The sequence below is a fragment of the Psychroflexus maritimus genome (assembly GCF_011089875.1).
Taxonomy (GTDB): Bacteria; Bacteroidota; Bacteroidia; order Flavobacteriales; family Flavobacteriaceae; genus Psychroflexus; species Psychroflexus maritimus.
Genome location: NZ_JAANAS010000061.1, coordinates 65,745 through 86,788, shown reverse-complemented (window position 1 = coordinate 86,788; position 21,044 = coordinate 65,745). Strand labels below are relative to the sequence as shown.

Annotated in this window: 16 protein-coding genes; 1 reads left to right on the top strand and 15 read right to left on the bottom strand. The window is 35.2% G+C overall.

The features are described 5' to 3' along the window. Positions 1-76: 76 nt before the first annotated feature. The 6 genes from dapA to G7034_RS08565 form a co-directional block, all read right to left on the bottom strand. Positions 77-955: a 4-hydroxy-tetrahydrodipicolinate synthase gene (gene dapA, locus G7034_RS08590; RefSeq protein WP_166400557.1), complete on the bottom strand. Its 879-nt coding sequence runs from the start codon at positions 953-955 to the stop codon at positions 77-79. A 1-nt stretch (position 956) separates the two neighbouring features. Beyond that, positions 957-1,457, bottom strand: coding sequence for a DUF6913 domain-containing protein (locus G7034_RS08585; RefSeq protein WP_166400556.1), 501 nt, complete (start codon positions 1,455-1,457; stop codon positions 957-959). A gap of 142 nt (positions 1,458-1,599) precedes the next feature. Next, positions 1,600-2,310 carry a hypothetical protein gene (locus G7034_RS08580; protein ID WP_166400555.1) on the bottom strand — a complete coding sequence of 237 codons (711 nt, stop codon included), beginning with the start codon at positions 2,308-2,310 and terminating at the stop codon, positions 1,600-1,602. A 52-nt stretch (positions 2,311-2,362) separates the two neighbouring features. Beyond that, the gene (locus G7034_RS08575) at positions 2,363-5,602 is read right to left on the bottom strand and encodes an AsmA-like C-terminal region-containing protein (protein WP_166400554.1); all 3,240 of its coding nucleotides are present in this window, start codon (positions 5,600-5,602) and stop codon (positions 2,363-2,365) included. A gap of 53 nt (positions 5,603-5,655) precedes the next feature. Continuing rightward, complete coding sequence (locus G7034_RS08570) at positions 5,656-7,659, bottom strand: cation:proton antiporter domain-containing protein (RefSeq protein ID WP_166400553.1); 2,004 nt, start codon at positions 7,657-7,659, stop codon at positions 5,656-5,658. 130 nt (positions 7,660-7,789) lie between these two features. Continuing rightward, the gene (locus tag G7034_RS08565) at positions 7,790-8,344 is read right to left on the bottom strand and encodes a DUF3575 domain-containing protein (RefSeq protein ID WP_166400552.1); all 555 of its coding nucleotides are present in this window, start codon (positions 8,342-8,344) and stop codon (positions 7,790-7,792) included. 229 nt (positions 8,345-8,573) lie between these two features. Here G7034_RS08565 and era point away from each other — a divergent pair, with 229 nt between their 5' ends. Continuing rightward, the gene (gene era / locus G7034_RS08560) at positions 8,574-9,455 is read left to right on the top strand and encodes a GTPase Era (protein WP_166400551.1); all 882 of its coding nucleotides are present in this window, start codon (positions 8,574-8,576) and stop codon (positions 9,453-9,455) included. A 68-nt stretch (positions 9,456-9,523) separates the two neighbouring features. Here the strand turns inward: era and G7034_RS08555 are convergent, their stop codons facing one another. The 9 genes from G7034_RS08555 to G7034_RS08515 all read right to left on the bottom strand — a co-directional run bounded on the left by G7034_RS08555 (position 9,524) and on the right by G7034_RS08515 (position 20,972). After that, positions 9,524-10,150, bottom strand: a complete 627-nt coding sequence (locus G7034_RS08555) for a WbqC family protein (protein WP_166400550.1) — start codon at positions 10,148-10,150, stop codon at positions 9,524-9,526. A 4-nt stretch (positions 10,151-10,154) separates the two neighbouring features. After that, positions 10,155-11,726: a signal peptidase I gene (lepB, locus tag G7034_RS08550; RefSeq protein ID WP_166400549.1), complete on the bottom strand. Its 1,572-nt coding sequence runs from the start codon at positions 11,724-11,726 to the stop codon at positions 10,155-10,157. Positions 11,727-11,732: 6 nt separating this feature from the next. Continuing rightward, on the bottom strand, positions 11,733-12,452 hold the full coding sequence (gene dapB / locus G7034_RS08545) for a 4-hydroxy-tetrahydrodipicolinate reductase (protein ID WP_166400548.1): 720 nt from the start codon (positions 12,450-12,452) through the stop codon (positions 11,733-11,735). Positions 12,453-12,518: 66 nt separating this feature from the next. Beyond that, positions 12,519-13,109, bottom strand: coding sequence for a DUF5683 domain-containing protein (locus tag G7034_RS08540; protein ID WP_166400547.1), 591 nt, complete (start codon positions 13,107-13,109; stop codon positions 12,519-12,521). Beyond that, on the bottom strand, positions 13,102-14,010 hold the full coding sequence (locus G7034_RS08535) for a ParB/RepB/Spo0J family partition protein (RefSeq protein WP_166400546.1): 909 nt from the start codon (positions 14,008-14,010) through the stop codon (positions 13,102-13,104). The genes G7034_RS08540 and G7034_RS08535 overlap by 8 nt, the downstream gene beginning before the upstream one ends. Then, a complete protein-coding gene (locus G7034_RS08530) occupies positions 14,010-14,774 on the bottom strand; it encodes a ParA family protein (protein ID WP_166400545.1) in 765 nt (254 codons plus the stop codon). Before G7034_RS08530 ends, G7034_RS08535 begins: the two co-directional genes overlap by 1 nt. 112 nt (positions 14,775-14,886) lie before the next feature. Then, positions 14,887-16,191, bottom strand: coding sequence for a ribosome biogenesis GTPase Der (der, locus tag G7034_RS08525; protein WP_166400544.1), 1,305 nt, complete (start codon positions 16,189-16,191; stop codon positions 14,887-14,889). 762 nt (positions 16,192-16,953) lie between these two features. After that, positions 16,954-18,111, bottom strand: a complete 1,158-nt coding sequence (locus G7034_RS08520) for a GNVR domain-containing protein (protein WP_166400543.1) — start codon at positions 18,109-18,111, stop codon at positions 16,954-16,956. An 8-nt stretch (positions 18,112-18,119) separates the two neighbouring features. Next, positions 18,120-20,972 carry an SLBB domain-containing protein gene (locus G7034_RS08515; RefSeq protein ID WP_166400542.1) on the bottom strand — a complete coding sequence of 951 codons (2,853 nt, stop codon included), beginning with the start codon at positions 20,970-20,972 and terminating at the stop codon, positions 18,120-18,122. Between the last annotated feature and the right edge of the window lie 72 nt (positions 20,973-21,044).

The window sequence follows — 21,044 nt, the reverse complement described above, 5'->3', positions numbered from 1 at the left end:
GAATTAAAAAATTAGATTTCAAGTCTAGTTTCTTGTTCATTTTCAGTAGGATATAAACGCAGGTTTTAGTAAAAAATTACTTTAAATTTTCGCTAAATTCTTTCAGTTTCAATTGTAGGCTTTCTGAGGCTTTTACTAAGGGTAGCCTAAGTTCGTTTTTGCAAAGTCCTTTTTGTTCAAAAACCGATTTAATGCCCGCGGGGTTTCCTTCTTCAAAAATAAGCTCAATGCCCGGTGCCATTTGATAATGAATTTTATAGGCTTCATCAACTTTACGTTCTAAACCTAAATTAACCATTGTTGAAAACGCTTTAGGGAATCCTTCTGCAATAACCGAAATTACTCCCGCACCGCCAGCTAAAACCATGGGTAAGGTTATCATATCATCGCCTGAAATTACCAAAAAACCTTCAGGGGTTGCTTTAATCATTTGCATTGCTTGCACTAAGTCTCCTTTGGCTTCTTTAATGCCTATAATATTATCAAAATCTTTAGCTAAGCTTGCTACGGTTGCTACTTCCATATTAGATGAGGTTCTTCCTGGCACGTTGTATAAAATGATGGGCAAATCACAGGCTTCTGCTACGGCTTTAAAATGCTGGTAAATACCTTCTTGCGTAGGTTTGTTGTAATAAGGTGAAACCGATAAAACAGCGTCAAATCCGTCAAAGTTAGTAGTTTTAATTTCTTCAACCAAAGCTTTTGTATTGTTAGACCCCATTCCTAAAACTAATGGAATTCTACCTGCGGTTTTTTCTACAATAGTAGTTTTAACAAGTTCTTTTTCTTCCTTGCTTAAGCTTGCACTTTCTGCTGTTGTTCCTAGGGCAACAATGTAATCTATATTGTTTTCTATTTGGTATTCCACTAAGTTTTCTAGGGCTTCCACGTCAAGGCTTTTATCTTCCTTAAAAGGCGTGATTAGTGCCACCCCTGTTCCTTTTAAATTCTTCATTTTAAGCCGATTTTTTTATGATTTCTAAATATTTAAATGCTTCTTTGAAATATAAGGGCAAGTTTTTTTCTTTGAGGTTTAACTGAATATGAACTAAATCTTGCTTCACTTTGTTTATTCCTACTCTTAAATTAGCTTTGGTTTGGGCTGCCACTAAGTTAAGGTAATTGTTTTCTTGTTCATAAAAATGAAACAAATACTCAAAATCTTTCTTCAGTAGTGTTTTTGTTTCTTCATTTTTTAATTGACCAAACAAGTTGAAATCAGTTTTTGTAAAATAGTTCTGCGGAAATTCTTTTTTCTTTTTATGATCTTCAGTAAAATTGATAAAGTGAAGCTTATATGCCTCACCGAAACTTTCTGTAAAAGCAACCGCGATTTCTTCTTTGCAAAATTTCCCTTCCTCTAAAAGGAAAAGAACTTTAGCATTATAACTTCCAGCAACTAATCCTGATTTAAAGTGTTTTTTGAGTTTGTGTTTTATGGCGAATTTTTTAATCAAATTCTTTTTTTTGTTTTAAATTCTCAATTGCAAATTTACATTTTAGAAATCAATTGTAAACTAGAACGATATTTTTTCAAGAAAAAAAACCGATAACTGATTAGCTATCGGTTGATTTTATACTATATCAATAGAAATTGTTTTACTTTCTACGTTGTTTTCTGTTGAATTTTTTATTGGACTCAATTTCCTTACTAGGTCTTCCAAAAACACTTTCTAAGTCTAAAAGCTCACCTTTGTAATGCGCTTCAAAATCAAAACCTTCTTCTGTTTCTCCTTCAATTTTTAGCTCGTAAACTTCATCTTCAATAGACACAATTTCTACTGAGCCAATAGATTCAATAAAGTAAAAGCCTTCGCATACTTCCTCTTCATCAGCTTCTAAATCTGAATAATTACATTGAAGCATAATGTCAAAGTATGAGCAAACAAAGGGAGTAAAATTATTTTCATCAATTTGGTAAGTGCCTACTTGAAGTCCTTGGCTGGTATCTGTATTTAATTCTATAAGAATACTGCTTACTAAGTCATCATCAAATTCAATTGGAAAGTCTTCATTTTGAAAATTAAATGTAAAATTTGACGATAACAAACTAATATCCCAAGCGTAAACTCCCTCTTCTTCTTCTCCCCAAAAATCCAGAGATCCAGTTTTAAGCGGGTATTCTTCTCCGTTTAAACTAAAGAAATTTTGAGCTTCTTCGTTATTGTCATTATCACCGTTTTCATCACCATTTCCTGGGTCGTTTGGATCTGGGTTTTCAATGATTGGTTGGTCATCATCACTACTGCATGAGGTAGTTGCAGTTAGCATAAACATACCTAATAAGGCTAATAAAAAAAGTTTTTTCATTGTTATCAATTGTTAAGATTTATATAATCCAAATATAATCCAAATTCAAATTCTACAAACTAAATTTTTTAATTTTAATATCATCAAATAGAAAATCAGCATCTTTTTCAAAAGCTTTGGCTCCCTTTTCTTCTTTTCTGTTTTTTTTAAGCGAAATACTATAATCCTCAGGATTTCCTTTCATCCTTACATTCACATAACTCGTTTTTTTACTCAGGTCTTTTTCAATGATTTCATCTTCCTGTTCTGGGTCAATTTCTTCTTTTTTACTGCCAAATAATTTTCTTGAAGCTACTTGGGTGACTAATTTAAGCGGGATTTTTAGGTAATAATCCATTTCTAGGTCTAAGCCTTGTTTTCCTGATAACTGCATAAAACCCAAGGAAGAATTGATGACCATAGTTGGAATTACAATACTTCCGTCTTTTAGTTCTAAACGATTTTCTAAACTTCCAAAGAAGACTTTATTAAGGTTTTTATCATTAAAAAAATCAGAAAGCGCTTGCATAGGCTCAAAGTTTTCTAACATTCCGTTCTTTACAGAAACATCTATGGTTAAATTACTTTTTTCTATGTAAGGGGTTAAATCTTTATGCATCAAAACTTTTCCTTTAATTCTACCAGTCATTACGCCATGCAGATTGTTAGAAACCATTTGATCTTGCCCAAAATTATCGAATTTAAAAAATAACTGATCCAAATCAACCTCTTGCATTTTTAAATCAGGATGCATGTATATGCTATCGGGATTTGAACCATTAAAATAGCCCGCTAAAGCTACTTTTCCGCCGGCAGCCTCAAAGCGCATATCCTCTACATAGATGTAATGATCGTCTTGCATTCTGAGCTCAGAAGAAAAATTATCAATTAAGTATTTGTGGTAATTAAGTTTGCCAATAGCGGCATTTATTTTCATGTTTCGAAAGGGTACTTCAAAAATATTGAAGACATCGTCATGATCTACTTTTCCGTCTTCGTCAGGTTCAGGCTCTTTGTAATTGGTTAATTCATCAAGATCTAAGACTGAAGCCTTAAAATTAATGATATCTCCTTTCTTAAGAAAATCCTTGTCTTTACCGAGGTAATAATTCCCGGAAACAGAAAATTTTGATTTTCCAATTTTACCGCTAAAATTTCTAAAACTTAACTGTTCATTTTCAAGGTGTAAATTCCCTTTGAAGTCGTTAAATTTAAGCGGATGAATACGCATTCTCCCTTTTAATATATCTAAGTTGAAATCGGTAGAAACAAGCGAATCTTTATAATGTAAATCAATACTTCCTTTACCTCTTATTTCACGAAGCACTTCTTCTCTGTAATCTTCCGGCACATAGTTTTCTTCTCCATAAGAAAATACATCTTTTAACCTAATTAAGTTAGCGTCTAAGTCAAAATCAAAAACTACATCACCTTCTTCTTTTTCTTTGTTCATCAGGATGGGGTAGTTGGTTAGATTTCCTGAGAAATGTATATCAGAATCATCTAGCATTCCTTTAAAATCTTCTATTTTTATATCGTTTTTGTCAATGTAAATACGTGCAAAAAAATCGTGTAATTGGTGGGGATAATTTTTGAATTTTCCATTGAGTTCTTCAATATAAAAAGTGCCTATGGGAAGAATTTCTGAAGTTAGAAATGTATTGGCTTTTCCTTGGAATTTAAATTTGGTTTTAAAGTCGTCAATTTCTTCATCAAATATGTTTTCATCTTCTTCTGAAGTAGAAGTGAGTTCTGTAAAATTCACAAAATCTGAAACAATTTGTAAATCCATTTCCACCGCTTTATTGGTTTGGTGGATGATGTCTGGGAGTCGCGTTAAACTTCCTTTTAGGGATAAATCAGAAGAACCTAATTGAAACTTAAAGAAATCGATAGTTGTTAGCTGACCATCCATTTCTGCTTGGATGTTCAAATTTTGAATAGGTAGATGATAAGAATCTGTAGTGAAATTGAGATTTTTAATAGAAAGCGAGGCAAAATAAGCTTGATTGAATTCTTCCAATGCTTTTTCTGGATTTTCTAAATCTATGATGTCTTTAAACTTCATCTTTAAATCAACCTGTCCGGTTAGGTTACGCAAATCATTCAGATTAAAAAAGCCAGTTAAAAAGTTTAAATCGAAATCAGAATCTAATTCCAGGTCTATTTCTGGACTTTCAAAATTGGTAATTCGTAAATTTCCTTTAAAGATACCGGCTTCAGGTGAGGCGCTAAAGTTTTGGATTTTTACTTCAGAGGTTCTTATATTTCTCTCGCTTCCATTGGTAAAGCTTCCTAAAAAATTTAAATCGCTTAGCTTTTTGTTTTCTTCAATATTGTCAAAAAAACCATTTTTACAGCCAAATCTAGCTTCAACCAAAGGCAAATTTCCATTGATGGACTTCCCTTTAATGCTTGCTTCAAAGAATACATCTCCTTGATTTTCATAGATTTGTAAAGCTTCTGAAACTTCTTCAGGGGCAAGTGCAATAAACAAATCGAAGTTACTTTTTTGGCCTTCAAATTTTAGGTTCATATTTACCTCATCTGCCAGGTCGATGTGACCAGACATTCCAAAAACACCACTTTCTACTTCTACTTGCGTTTTATCAAAATCAATTTTACTACCTTTTAGGTCATACAGAAAATCGGTATGCAACTCCATCTGTTTGTTCTTAATAAAACTGGTGTCCTGTTGGTTGATGAGATTAAATGTTAAATCTGAATCCAAATGTATTTTTATCTGATTGTCTAATGATTTTAATTGGGATGTTGCAGTTTCAATTTGGGCGTCTAGCTGCAAAGAATCTTTTAGGCTTAGCTTGCTTAAATGAATTTTTTCAAGTTTAATTTTTTTGAGATGATAATCTAAGCTTTCATTTTCAGAGCTTGTTTCTTCTTGATTATTTAAGCTTTCAAAAGCAGTTACAGCGTTATATTCATTTTCAGTATTTTGAATAATCTGAAGATCTCCTTTGGCTAATTTAACAGCTTTAATGTCAAATTTTCCACGTATAATTTTAAGCAAGTCTAATCCTATGTAAGCGTCTTCAATTTGGACAAAGGCTTGGTTTGTAGTTTTGTTTTCAAAAACCAAAACGTCTTGTAAATCGATAGAGATGTAAGGAAAATTTTCAAAAGGTGAAATTTTTGTGTGTGCTACTTCAATTCTCCCTTGAATTGTTTTGCTGTAATCTGCAATGGCTTTTTGTGTAAGCTCATCCTTTTGTGAGATTAAGTATAAGCCAGCCGCAGTAAAAAAAAGTAGGGGCAAAATAACAATCCAAAGAAGAAGTTTTTTCCAAGTTTTCATGCTTTTTTTTTAGTTTTAAGTGTTTTAAAAAAAGGTATTTATCAAATTTTGGGTTAAATTTTAATTGCTTTATCTAATTGTGCAATTTGTTTAGGTGACCCAAATAAGTAGATGAGGTCGTCAATTTCAATCATGGTTTCTGGGCCAATAGTAGAGAGGTATTTTTTTCCTCTTTTTATGGCTAATAAATTCACTTTATACTTGTTGGCTAAGCCTGTTTCACTTAATTTTTTGCCTACAATATCGTTTCTATTATGTTGTACATGAAGTGTAGCTAATTCTTTATTAGGAATATTGAATTGCTGAAAGCTACCTTTTTTATTCAATGGTTTAACTGCGGAAAACAGCTCGTAGTCAGAAGCTCTTATTTCCGCAACAATTTCACCAATTTTTGATTCAGTAACCAAGTATTGTTTTAGCACTCTAGAAAAAATTTCAATTGAAGTTTCAAACTCTTCAGGAATAACTTCATCTGCTCCTATTTTTAAGTTTTCTTCAATTTCTTTTACATAACGTGTACGCACAATGATGTGGGTGGTTTGTGAAAATTGCCTTAAATTAAAAATGATTTGATGTGTGGCTTCCGGATCTGAAATAGCAATAACCACCACTCTTGCTTTATGAGCATTAACGTAATTTAAAATTTCTTGTTCAGCAGCGTCTCCAAAGACTACATGTTTATTTTCAGCTTTGGCTTCTTTCATCAACTCTGCATCAAACTCTATAATGGCGTGAGGTATGTCCATGTTTTCGGCTACCCTAGCAATGTTTTTTCCGTTAATTCCGTAGCCTATGATAACTAGGTGGTCTTCTAAATCGTTAAACCTATCATTTTCAGGGTGATTAGTATGTTGATTTCTGTTGTCTAAGCGTTTCTTTACCTTATTAGGAATAGGTACGCGAATTAACCAACTTGCAAAACTTTCTGAACTTTGCATCATAAAAGGAGTAATACCCATAGATATGATTGATACGGCTAAAAAAAGTTGATAAACTTCGCTAGTTAAAATCTCATTTTGAATACCTACGCTTGAAAGTAATAAAGAGAATTCACCTACTTGAAATAAATTGAAACCCGCAATAAATGCTGTTTTCACCTTGTATTTTAAAGCTACCGATACGAGGACAACAATAATTTTTTTAATGAAAAAGACCGCAAGCACAAAACCAAGGATTTCAAAAAAGTGATCTTTAAAAAAACTTAAATCTAATAATGAACCAACCGAGATAAAAAAGAAACTGATAAAGATTTCTCTAAACGGAAGGACATTGGCTGTAGCTTGGTGCGAATATTCTGATTCTGAAATAATTAAGCCCGCAAAAAACGCCCCTAATGCTAAGGATAAACCTACAGCAGAAGTTAACCAAGCAACACCAAAACAGAGTAGTATTACGGTTAAAATAAACAACTCTTTGTTTTTAGTTTTGATGACCACTTCTAACACATAAGGAACAACATAACGTTGAAGAATAAACACCACAATACCCACTCCTGTTAATTTTGCAAGCATAAATAAAAGTGTCATTGTAATATCATCTGCTTTTCCGGCAAGTATTGGAGTTAGCAACATCATAGGTACTACAATAATGTCCTGAAAAATTAATATTCCCAAGGCTATTCTTCCGTGGGGCGACTTAATTTCTCCCCGGTCGTTTAAAATTTTAAGCACAATAGCTGTTGAACTTAAGGATATTAGAAAACCTAAAAACACGGATTGATTGATGGGTAAACCAAAACTCATAGCCACAAGTGCGGTAATTAAAATAGTAACACCAACTTGCAAACCGCCACCTATAAATACCGTCTTCCAAATGCTAATTAGGCCTTTAAAAGAAAGCTCAATTCCTATAATAAACAAAAGAAAAATAATGCCTATTTCTGAAAGTAATTCTACTTCATGATGCGAACTTAGTAAGTTAAATGCGCTAGGACCAACAATAATTCCAGCAAGTAAAAAGCCTAAAATAGAAGGGATTTTAATTTTCTGAAAAATTAGTATAATTGGTAAAGCTATGCTCATTACAATTACTATTTCTTTCAGTAAAGGAATTTCCATAGTTGAGATTTTTTATTTACTATAATTACCTATCCTAGAAATTAAATCTTGGTTTATGCAGCGAAGTAAGAAGCTTTAACCAAAATTTTAAAACTCAAACGAGTTTTATATAATTCTAATTGACTTTCATTTAAAACCGATACCCCACATTTACACCTCCTCTAAAAATATAATTAAAATTTCGGTCGTCATTATCACTACTAAAAAGGTTTCTACCAACTCCAGCATGGAATTCTAAAATCACCCCACTACTAGAAATGAGTTTGTAACCAGCTCCTAATCCTAAGGCTAAATCGGTAATCTCTTTGTCTTTTTTAAACGAATCTCCAAAAGTACCTGTTCTTTTAACTCGGTCTTCAACTTTATTTAGCATAGTAAAACCTTCTAGAAAAAATCCATTGGCATATTTATCTCCAAAATGAAAACGATAATAGCCTGTAGCAGCAAATTTAATTTTCCAATCAACGTAATTGTCAAATGGAATCATCAAACTTAGACCTACCGAAGATTCGTTGGATAAAAGGCTTTCATAACTCGCTTCAATATTTCCTAACAGCAAATATAAACCATCAATTTTTACTTCATGATTAAGCACATTTGAATATTCTAAATCCTTACTTTGTGATAAAGCAATAGAATTAAACCCTAAGATAAAGCCTGCTAAAATTATTAATTTATTTTTCATTTTCATTGATTTATTTAACGCAAAGATATTTTTTTTGCGCGTACCTTTTTCACTTTTATTAGTTTAATTTAAAGATAATTTAAAGAATTGATTAGTGTGCGAACAATACTAATTTAAAAATTAAATGTAGTTAGTAGAGCAAAATTTAGTGTTTGAGTTGGTATAAATCGCTAACTTTAATTCTTGTAACTTTATATAGTTTATCTTTGCCAAAAATTAGTATTCAATTATGGCGCATAAAGCAGGTTTTATAAATATAGTAGGAAATCCAAATGTTGGCAAATCAACTTTGATGAATGCTTTTGTAGGCGAAGAGCTTTCTATTATAAACGCTAAAGCACAAACAACAAGACACCGAATTTTAGGGATAGTAAATGGAGAGGATTTCCAAGCTATATTTTCTGATACTCCGGGAATTATCAAACCCGCTTACCAGCTTCAAGATGCTATGATGGATTTTGTGAAATCTGCATTTGATGATGCCGATGTGCTGATTTATTTAGTTGAAATAGGCGAAAAAGCTTTAAAAGATGAAAACTTTTTACATAAGATTAAAGCTGCAGAAATGCCTGTTTTACTTTTGCTTAATAAAATAGATTTGGCCAACGAAGGGGTATTAGAAGAACAGGTAAATTATTGGCAAGAACAAGTGCCTAATGCTGAAATATTTGCTATTTCAGCTACTCAGAAATTTGGTGTTCCACAAGTGTTTAAACGAATAGTAGAACTTTTACCAGATTCACCTGCTTTCTATCCCAAAGACCAACTTACCGACAAACCAGAACGCTTTTTCGTAAATGAAGCCATTCGAGAAAAAATACTTAAACACTACAAGAAAGAAATTCCATACAGTGTTGAAGTTGATACCGAGTCTTTTGAAGAAGAAGAAAACATCATTAACATCAGGAGTATTATTATGACTGAAAGAGAAAGCCAAAAAGGTATCCTCATAGGTCATAAAGGAAAAGGTTTAACTCGAATTGGTTCTGAAGCTAGAAGGGATTTAGAGCGTTTTTTTGGCAAGAAAATATTTCTTGATATTTATGTGAAAGTAGAAAAAAATTGGCGAAATGATTCTAGAAAGTTACGTCAGTTTGGCTATGATGATTAATGTGATTTTTTGATGATATAAAAATCGTATTTGTTTAAGTTTATTAAATTTTAAAATTCTGAGTTCGGTTATTCTAATTCTCTTAAAATAGCACTTGTATTTGGCCCTTCGCTAAAAAGTAAGTCTAAAATACTAAGATTAGGAATAAAACCTAATTTTTCTTCAAACACCTGAGCATACCTTAAGTTTTCAGTTTCATGTTTTCTTTTTGCTTGAGCTAAACCTCGTAAATCATTTATTTCAGCTGAATAACTAAGATGAAAGGAAGTGGTTTTTTGAGGAACAATTTCAAGTTGCATAAAATCGATTAAAATTTGCCAACACGCCCAATTAAAATCAATTAAATAGGTGTATTTTTTTTCGTAAAGGGGTTGCAAATCATCTTCGTAAAACTCAAAATAAGGCGAAGAACGATAAGCTACTTCTAAGGATTTCCAATGTAAATCCTGCCAAGGAAAATCGTTTTCAATCTTTACCTCTTTCATTAATTGCTTTTTTCTAACTTCCGATTTTTGATGTTTAATAGGAATATTTAATAGTAATTTTCCATTAGCCCCATAAATGTATTGCCGACTTCGGTAGGATTGTTTTTGGTAGTTTTCGTTGACTTCAAACATCCAGTTCTCAGCAATTAGAGCCCGAGCAATTAAGTCGATAGGAGCAAAATAAGTAAGTGGTAAGCAACTATCATCCATAAACTTATGCTTCTTTGCGTTTTTTGAACAAGCGATAGCCTAGACCTAATACTACAAGCATTAAAAAGTAAGGAAAATAAGAAACCGGTTCTCCATCTCCGCCAACGGTCGTAAATAATCTATTCCAACGTACTTTGTTAAATCCAGACGCATTGCTGTCCCAACTCATCCATACAAAAACGGGTTTTCCAACAATGTGTGTTTCTGGAACAAAGCCCCAAAACCTGCTGTCTTCACTATTGTGACGGTTATCTCCCATCATCCAATAGTAGTTTTGTTTGATGGTGTATTCGGTAATTTCTTTTCCGTTTAAAAGCACTTTTCCATTAGCAAAGCTTAGCTCTTGTTGAGCTCCCATTTCTTCGCCTTCATAGACTTCAATGAGTCTTCTATAGATGGAAAAGTTTTTTTCATTCATAGGAATGACATCGCCTTCTTTAGGGATGTATATGCTTCCCATTTGGTCTCTGTTCCAATTTACTTTCCCGTTGTTTGGAAAAATAGCTTCATCTTTATACCCTTTTTTCATAATAATGGGTTCCGCTGAAGCCACATTTGGGTGGTATTTAAAATCTTCTAAGGTATTTTCTGAAATAGCTTGAAACTGATAAATTTTTTGTTCTCTGTTAGCTATACCAACGCCATCAGTAATGTTGTAAATACTGTATAGCTCATAGCGGTCAAAGCCTTTTCCTTTTCCTTGAACTTTATACGAGTATTGAATATCTGCACGTTCAGGTAATTGTTCTGGTTTTTCGTTGATATAAATGACGCCGTTTTCAATTTTTAGGCTATCTCCTGCAACACCAACGGCTCTTTTAACGTAATTCGATTTTTTGTCGATAGGCTTATGGTAATGCTTACCCGACTTGTCTCTAAACATTCTAACGGTGTCGGTAGGCCAGTTAAAAACCACAATATCATTTCGTTTGATTTCCTGAAAACCTGGCAATCTAAAATAAGGAAGCTGAATATTACTTACATAAGATTTCACCCCCGTTAATGGAATAGAATCGTGAACCATAGGTAAAGCAACAGGAGTTTGAGGAGTTTTAGCTCCGTAATGAAATTTACTAACAAACAAAAAGTCGCCTACCAAAAGTGTTTTTTCTAAAGAAGAAGTTGGGATAGTAAAAGGTTGCATGATGTAGGTATGCACGATAGTTGCAGCCACAATAGCAAAAAGCACAGAGCTCAGCGTTTCCCCTGCTTTATTTTGCGCCTTAAGTTCTCGCGTTCCTAAGTATTCACTTTTATCAAAATAATTGAGGTAATAGATATATAAACCAAGTGTAAGCACAACTAGGGCGGTATCAAGTTTTGAGTTTTTACCGAAACTTCTGATGGTTTCTACCCAAAAAACAGGAAACATAATTAAGTTAATGACAGGAATAAAAAGTAAAATCACCCACCAATTTGGGCGTTTCATTATTTTTGTGAGTACAACTGCGTTGTAAATAGGTACAGCCGCACTCCAAGCTGGTTGACCGGCTTTTTTATACAACTTCCAAGTTCCTGCAAAGTGAATTACTTGAACCACTAAAATTAAGATAATAAGATTAAGAAAAGTAAGCATAGTTTTTTAAGATTTCAAAGTATTGAGTACATCTTTCATTTGATATACACCAGGTTCTTTTTTGTTAGCAAGCCATTCTGCAGCTAATACTGCGCCTAAGGCAAAACCCTCTCTAGAATTTGCTTTATGTGTTATTTCTATGGAATCGATTTCTGAGGTATAGGTTATGGTGTGTGTGCCTTTAACGTCTTCAATTCGTTCGGCTTCAATACCTAATTCGTTTTTAGCTAGGTTTTTTGCAGGATGTTTCCAATTGCTGTAATTTGAGTTTTCAATGATTTGTTCTGCAAGTGAAATAGCTGTGCCGCTTGGTGCATCTAATTTTTGCGTATGATGAATTTCCTTCATTCCTACTTGGTAAGCTTCAAATTTACGCATCATTTTGGCTAAGGTTTCATTTAGTTCAAAGAATAAATTTACACCAAGACTAAAATTTGAAGCATATATAAATTTAGCCTTATGTTGTTTACAAAGTTCTACTGCTTCTTGGTATTGGTTTAACCAACCTGTTGTTCCGCAAGCTACGGGAATTTGATTTTTAAAACAAGCACTTAGATTTTGAAATGCTGCATGAGGTACACTAAAGTCTATGGCCGCATCAACAGCGTTTAATTCTTCACTTGTTGGGGTTTGATTGGCTTTTAATGAAATCTTATGACCTCTATTTAAAGCAATCTTTTCAATGGTTTTTCCCATTTTCCCGTAACCTAACAATGCAATTTTCATCGATTTGTATTTATTTTCAGCAGTTACTTTTTATTGGTGTGTAAACATGCATAAATGTTACGTTATTTAGAGCTTAAAATTTAAGGATAAGCCAAAATTTAAACCACCTGTTAAAAAATTTTGTTGTGCTTCAGGTTTTAAACTTAAATTTTCAGTTACATTAAATTGTTGTAAATGCGCATCAACATTGGCATCAACAATATTCAATACGTAGGCACCAAAAACCAAAAGTAAGGATAAATCCCGATTACTTCTAAATTGCTTTTGGGCATCTATTAAGTTTTGATTAGACAAGACTCCATCAAACTCATCAATTTGTCCTGTTAAGCGCTGCTTATAAGCGTCTCTATACCTGTTGTATTGTTTGTTGTTGTCAATAAAAAAATACGCTGTGGTACCTATAGCAGCATAAACTAATGGGACCTTCCAATAACTGCGGTTATACACTTGACCTAAGCCAGGTACTACAGCCGAATAGAAGGCGGCTTTTGATGGCGCTAGTGGGTCGTACAAGTTAATGCCAAAACCTTCATCTTCTGTGTTTTTTAATTCTTCAAGCATAAGCGACTCTTTTTCTTCAACCGATAAAGTATCTTGTTGCGCATAGGAAAATTGAAGGCTCAAGGTGAATAATACACAAAAGAAGAATTTAATCATGTAAGTTCTCTTCAATTAATTGTTGAATTCGGTTAAAGTCCTCATCCGATGAAAAGGGTATAATTAATTTACCATTGCCTTTTTTACTTAATTTCATTTCTACTTTAGTGCCAAAAGCCGAAGAAATAGACTTAATAGCTTTCTGTTTTTCATCAGAAACAATGGGTTTTTTCGTTTTATTTTGACGTGTTTTTCCGCTTAAAACTTGCTTCACTAGCTTTTCGGTTTCTCTTACAGAAAGTTTGTTTTTTATAATTTCTTGATATACTTCAATTTGCGAGTTTTCATCTTCAATAGCAATGAGTGTTCTTCCATGCCCCATGCTTAAAATACCGTCACGCATACCTGTTTGAACAATAGGATCTAACTTTAGCAGTCTTAGGTAATTAGCAATGGTTGATCGGTTTTTTCCGATACGGTCACTAAGCTCTTCTTGTGTTAAATCAATTTCATCAATTAATCGTTGGTAAGAAAGGGCAATTTCAATAGGGTCTAAATCTTGGCGTTGAATATTTTCTACCAAAGCCATTTCTAAAGACTCTTGGTCGTTGGCAATTCTAATGTAAGCGGGAATTGTTTCTAGACCAACTAACTTAGAAGCTCTAAACCGGCGTTCCCCAGAAACCAATTGATACTTATTAAAGTCTAATTTTCTGACGGTAATAGGTTGAATAACCCCCAATTCTCTAATGGAAGAAGCTAATTCTTCTAAGGCTTCTTCGTTAAAACTAGAACGCGGTTGAAAAGGATTAACTTCAATGCTCTCTAATTCTAATTCTACAATACTGCCAACTACTTTATCAGCATTTTTATCTTTAGCCGACTGAATATCGTTATCGGGGTCTTTCAGTAGTGCCGAAAGTCCTCTTCCAAGGGCCTTTTTTTTTGATGCTTTAGCCATTAATTATTCTTTTTAATGATTTCTTCAGCTAAGCTTAAATAATTATTTGCTCCTTTACTAGAAGCGTCATATTTAATAATGCTTTCTCCGTAACTTGGTGCTTCACTTAATCTCACATTTCGTTGGATAACAGTTTTAAAGACCATGTCTTCAAAATGCTTTTCAACTTCTTCAACTACTTGATTTGAAAGACGTAATCTTGAGTCATACATGGTAAGAAGCAAGCCTTCAAAATCGAGTTGCGCATTGTGTATTTTTTGCACGCTTTTAATGGTGTTTAACAGCTTACCTAGCCCTTCTAAAGCAAAATATTCACATTGAATAGGAATGATTACTGAATCTGAAGCAGTAAGTGCGTTTAAGGTTAGTAAACCAAGCGAAGGGGCACAATCTATAATAATGTAATCGTATTTTTCCTTTAGGTGAGAAGTAGCTTCTTTTAGCATGTATTCTCTATTTTCTTGATCTACCAATTCGATTTCAATAGCCACCAAATCAATGTGCGCGGGTATAATTTCTAAGTTAGGTGAATTGGTAGAAATAATAGCGTCTTCTGCTTTTTGGGTATGTTCTAAAAGTTGATAAGTGCCTATTTTTAAGTTATCTAAGTCAATACCCAGACCAGAGGTTGCATTGGCTTGGGGGTCTGCATCAATGAGCAAGACCTTTTTTTCAAGAACACCTAGAGCAGCCGATAAATTTACCGCTGTTGTTGTTTTTCCAACGCCCCCTTTTTGATTAGCAATAGCAATTATTTTCCCCATTTATTAAGCGTGTTTCAAAGTTGGTAAAAATACAATTTATAACGGATTACAAAAAAAATTATTTTAAATGATATGAACAAAGCATTAACATATTAACTATTTTAATGGCTTTTTATTTTTTACGCATGTAAATTGAAACCGGAACTCCGTTTAAATCAAAGTGCTCACGTAATTTATTTTCTAAAAATCGTTTATATGAATCTTTTACATATTGAGGCAAGTTGCAAAAAAAGGCAAACTGTGGCTGAGGTGTGGGTAATTGAGTAATGTATTTAATTTTTACGTATTTCCCTTTAATGGCTGGCGGTGGATTTTTAAGAATTTCAGGCAGTAAAACTTCATTTAAAACTTTAGTTTTGATCCGTGTACTTTTGTTTTTATACACCTGAACAGCCGTTTCAATAGCCTTAAAAATTCGTTGTTTGTTAAGAACTGAGACAAAAACAATAGGCACATCTACAAAAGGTCTAATTCGTTCTATAATGGCGTTCTCATACTCTTTAATGGTGTTGGTTTCTTTGTCAACTTTGTCCCATTTATTAGCCAAAATCACAATACCTTTTCGGTTTCTTTCTGCCAACCAAAAAATATTCTCTACTTGACCATCAAAGCCTCTAGAGGCGTCAAAAATCAAAATACACACATCGGCATGTTCAATGGCGCGAACACTTCGCATGACCGAATAAAATTCAAGGTTTTCTTTGACTTTCGATTTTTTTCTAATTCCTGCGGTATCTACTAATTTAAAATCAAAACCAAAACGATTGTACCGAGTGTCTATAGAATCTCTTGTAGTTCCGGCAATGTCGGTTACAATATAACGTTCTTCACCAATTAAGGCGTTAATGAATGAAGATTTTCCGGCGTTAGGTCTTCCAACAACTGCAAATTTGGGTAATTCTTCTTCCTCTTCGTCGGTTACCTCAGGTAAAGCTTCTACAACAGCGTCTAGGAGCTCGCCAGAGCCGCTTCCATTAATGGCAGAAATGGTGAAATAATCGCCTAAACCTAACGAATAAAACTCGGTAGCATCCAGCATGTTTTTATTAGAATCTACTTTGTTTACGGCAATTAAAGTAGGTTTGTTCGCTTTTCTTAAAAGTTTAGCTACATCTTCATCTGCAGGAGTAATTCCTGAAGTAACATCGACTACAAAAATGATTACATCAGCTTCATCAATAGCTAATTCTACTTGTTTATCGATGTCTTTTTCAAAAACATCATCGCTTCCAATGACGTATCCTCCGGTATCAATCACCGAAAATTCTCTTCCATTCCAATCGGTTTTCCCATAATGACGGTCTCTAGTAACTCCGCTTACCGAATCAACAATAGCTTCTCTACGTTGAATAAGTCGATTGAAAAAGGTTGATTTACCTACGTTTGGACGACCTACAATTGCAACAATGCTTCCCATAATTTTTATTCAAATTTGGGTGCAAAGTTAGGCTTTTTAACTGACAAAAATTAATTGCCGGGTTTTTGTTTGGTGTTGTTCCGTATCGCTTCACTCACGGGATTAATTCAATTACGAAATTAAAAATTTCTATTTCATTGAAGATGTGGGGTGTCAGCTCGAGTGTCTCGCTTTTTACGATGTTGATAATGAATTTGGAATCTTGTTAGCGAGATGTATCGAGAGCTCACTTCGATACAATTGAATGTTTTTTGATGAAACATTCAATCACTCAGTGACCACACTTAGATACAATTTCAACGCCACTCGCGTTTGTTGAAATCACTCAGTGACCGCACTTCGATACAACTATCTGCTCGAGTGATTCCGATTTGTTTTTGGTGAAAAAAACAGATTGGAATTGTATCGAGAGTCCTGCTGCAAAAGGTTCTCGATACTTTTTTCTTTCACTTAGCGTTCAAAAAAAACTCGAACTGACACTTCGATACAATTTCAAATCAAGTCACATTCGTTGAAAGCAACCGAACTGACATTGTTGTTCGTTACAGGAGATTCAATATAAAATTTCCTTTAGACAATTTTCACGGAATAACAGTTTGAAAGAGTGAGTTTGTCTTCCCTCTAAGACTTATTCGGCAGAGTTATCTCATCCTGCTAGTCAAGCATCGTTGCATCTGTTTATATTAGTTGCTTTTCAGTGGTCAAATGCCTCACGTATAAACATGCTCTTGTGTGAAAAAAATTTGTGCATTTGTGTTTCATCTAAGCTTTACTCGGACTTCCTTCCAGGTGTATTTGTTCCCAAAATTCACGAGCTCCTATAATGGCTACTCCAAAAAAGAGTCCTAGAAAAAGTGCTAAAAACAACACACGTAGTTTACGAGGAGAAATCGCTTGATTAGGTACAACCACATTTTCTAGGATGGTAAAAACAGGCGTATCTCTATTCAGTTTAATTTTTGCTTGCTCCAGCTCTGCTCGAGCTGAGCGATACAAATCATAGGACATGGTAAACTCGTTTTGTAAGCGTTCCATTTCAGATTGAATGGAGGAGGATGTTGTGTTTCTTGTTTTATCTCGAAAAACAGCAAGGGATTCTTGGGCTTTAAAATACCTGTCTTTCATATTGTTATGGTGTTCCTCTAAATAAGCTAATTCATCTTCAATCTTGCGTATTTCAAACTTAATAACCGATTCCATTAATTGGTCTGCTGCCGCTTTGGCTAATCCTGCGGCGGCTTGCGGGTCTGGCATTACTGCTTCTATTTTCAAGGAAGTAACCGTGCTAAAGTTCTCAATTTGCTCAGTTTCTACCGTAACGCTCTCTCCTACTTTTGAGATGAGCTCCAAATAGTTGGTGTTGTATTTTAATAAGTAAGGCGTTGGGTCTTCTCCTTGGACTGCCGGCAGCTCTTTTTCTGAAAGTAAAAACGAAAGCAGTAATTTAGGAAGGCCTATGGTATAGCGCATTACCTGATCTGCAAATGAAGGTTCTGCATATTCAGAAAAATACGAAACGGACGAGATTCTGTCATTTAAACTAGTAAAATACAAAGGGGTCTCTGCAATGGAAATTCTGAAACCTAAGGTCTCTGCTATGTCGGGATACATTTCTGGCTGAACGGTTTCCTCTGCTCCCCTACTTGGAATTTTAATCCCGGCCATCCCTGCTAAGCCGCCTAGATTCCCTAAGTTGCCTCCTGAGCTTGCTGCGCGATAAGGCATTATTCGCATAGACGCACTGTATTGTGGGGTGCTTCCAAAAGCCAGCAACAAACCTATTGGAATGGTTATTAGCAAACAGTAGATTATAAATCGCTTTTCTTTCTTTATACGGGAAAGAAATTTAGCCGCTTTTTGGATTAATTCTGCAATTGAAATCTCGTCTTCTTGTACTTCGGTGTGGGTCATTTTATCCATGTCCTAAATTAGTTAGCATTTTGCAGTAATAGAATTAAAGTAACTGCAGAAATAAGCGCCTGCGATATACCGGTTGCAATGCTTCCCCAATCGGTTTTCTCGGAAGCTGGTTTAGGTTTCTTTTCAGGTTTGTAATCAAGTGAAATTTCTGATCCAGGCACCACATCTGGATAATTTCTCCATAAGCCCCAAAAATATTCACGCGTCCCCACTACTTGTCCGTTCGGAAGGGTAACGGTTACACTGCCTCGGTCGGCTTTTCGAGCATAACCTCCTGCATAATTTTTGATGTACCAATTGGCAGAACGCTTTCCGCGAAAAACATAATTTCTGGTTTCAAGCTCTTGCTCACGTAAATCTTCTGAATCCAACTTATTGATGAACTCTAAATTCAGCTGACGCAATAATTCGGTTGAGGTACCTGGGTCTAAATCAGGCTCCCTTAATTGGTCTAAAAGTTGTAATTCTGCTTCGTTGTATTCAAATTCATCAGGATTTATTTCTTTTTGATTAGCCTTTACCGCTAGACGCTTGGCAAGTCCTAAGCGAGTAGCTGAGATATTGATGGAGATGACATTTTCAAATCGGCGAATGGTAATTACATCCTCTTCAAAGAGAACAGGATCAAAACTATCGTTGCCTTGGTTGTTCATTACCTTTTTTAAACTCACCCCAATAGGGCCTCGACCTTCGTGTGCGCGCATGATGTTAGCAAATTCTTTATCTGCTTGTTCTGTAAGCCCCCCCGCTTTTTTAATGAGGTCGCTTAAGCGGTAGCGTCCTGATTCTAACGGATAGGTTCCAGGGTAAAATACTTCACCACTGATCTGAACGGCTCGGTCTATTTGGTATTGCGGTATGCTTCGAACAACTACTTGATCAAAAGGCTGCAGGTTAAAACCTGCTGGTTGCAACACCTTCATGTCCTCATCTACTTTTAAAACAATTCGTTCAAAACGCACCCCTTGGGTTTCGTCGATAAGGGCACGAAATACTTCTACGCGCTCTCTACTTGCTTTTTCAGTTACTCCACCAGCCATTTTTAAAACTTGGGTAAGGCTAATACCGGGCTCAAAAGCTGTGGTAAAAGGCTCAATTACTTCCCCTTGAACGGAAAGTTGAGGAATGCGAGTACGCAGGGCCTCGTTATACACCATAAGGCGATCGCCGGGTTGCAATTCAAAGTCCCAGTCGCCAACGAGGTTAACGGGGATGTGAGTTATTTTTTCAGGATTTTCGATGTTTTTTCTAAACACATAAGCTTGCTGGGTAGCGGTAGGTTTTGTTCCACCCGCAAAAGCCAACGCATTGGCTATCGAGAGGCGTTGGTCAAATCGATATGACTTACTAAATGGCTGACGCACATCCCCAGCTACCGTAATAGAATCAGTAATCGCATAGCGTTTTTCTGTAAACACCCGAACAACATCCAAGCCTTGTAAATCGAAATCGGTGTTTTGTTTCACCAAACTGTCGTAGTTGACTACAAGCAGGTTTTTGGCCTCGTCTTCACGGGTTCGTTCAATAAACATAGAAGAAGTTTCAGCCTGAGAACGCAGCTCTGCTTTATCCACTAAGCTTCTTAGAGTGGGTGTTTGATCTAGTGAATAGCGACCGGGATAAAAAATTGCGTCATCTCCTCCTATTTCGACATAGCGTTCCAATTCTTTTTCTATTTCACGAATACTGATTTGATCGCCGTCTTTAAGCGGAATGCTGCTGTTACTTTCTAGGGCTTCACGAAGGTTGTATTCCGTAATGGTTTCTTCTCCGTTGTCTATACTTCTAATAATCACAAGTTCTGGATAGGCCCTGGGCTGGAGTCCGCCCGCAAACCGAATTAAATCTTTTAGTGTCTCCCCTTCTTTGAGCTCATAGCGCATGGGCCGTCTCACCGCTCCTGTTAGAGTAACCAATTTTTGCGCCACAGGTACATAAATAATGTCGTTGTGCTGCAAATCGTACTGAAACATATCGGATGGATTGTCCATCACCGCATATACATCAATGATTCGGCGTTTTTTTCCACTGATGAGTTCGATGTTCCGCACCGAACCTATTTCGGTAGGTCCCCCTGCTGCAGAGAGGGCATTTAGGGCGGTATTAAGGGCCGATACATTAAAGCCTCCTACCCTTTCTACTTCACCAAAAATATTCACATTAATGGTGCGTACGGTTTGAATAGTTACTGAAATTTGGTTGGTATTGAAGGTGTAATAGGAAGATAAGCGCTGTATAATCAGCTTACGCGCGGCACTAAGTTCCATTCCCTGCACAAAGATTTTAGGTAAATCTGAAGGTTGTACAAAGCCTTGTGAATTGATTTCTAAAAGCAAATCTTCTTGAGAAGATCCAAAAATTGTAACCCGTATAATATCTCCTGCGCCAAGAATATAATTATCTGGTGCGCGCGCTCCATCGGTGGTACGAAAAACCTCTAAGGCTTGGTCGGTAAATATACTGCGTCCAAATATCTTGCGGTCATTCACGGTTTTCATTACTGCTTCCTGGGCATTTTCCGCTTCGTTTTCAGTAGTGCGTTTCTCTGCTTCGATTGCTTCAATCATGCTGGCTCTATCTGAAGATACTTCGGTAGAATTATTTGCTGAGGCTTTAGCATTATCACCGCCTTTTTTCTCCTTTTCCATTTCATCTAAAATGGCTTTGATTTTTCCTTGGTTTTTCATGGCATCCTCTGGAGAGTCAATAGAAATACCTTCCGCGCTTAATCTAGAACGCACTTCTGCTTCAGTAAGTCCGCGTTTTTCGATTTGTTCACGAATCATAGATTCTTGTGTTGGCGTTTGTGCAGCTAAAACTAGCGAAAATAGCATTAAAGCTATAGCTATGAATTTTTTCATTTATGTATTATTTTTTGCTTTAAATGTATAGGTTTTATTTTTGGCAAATATATAAATAAATACTTGTTTGAA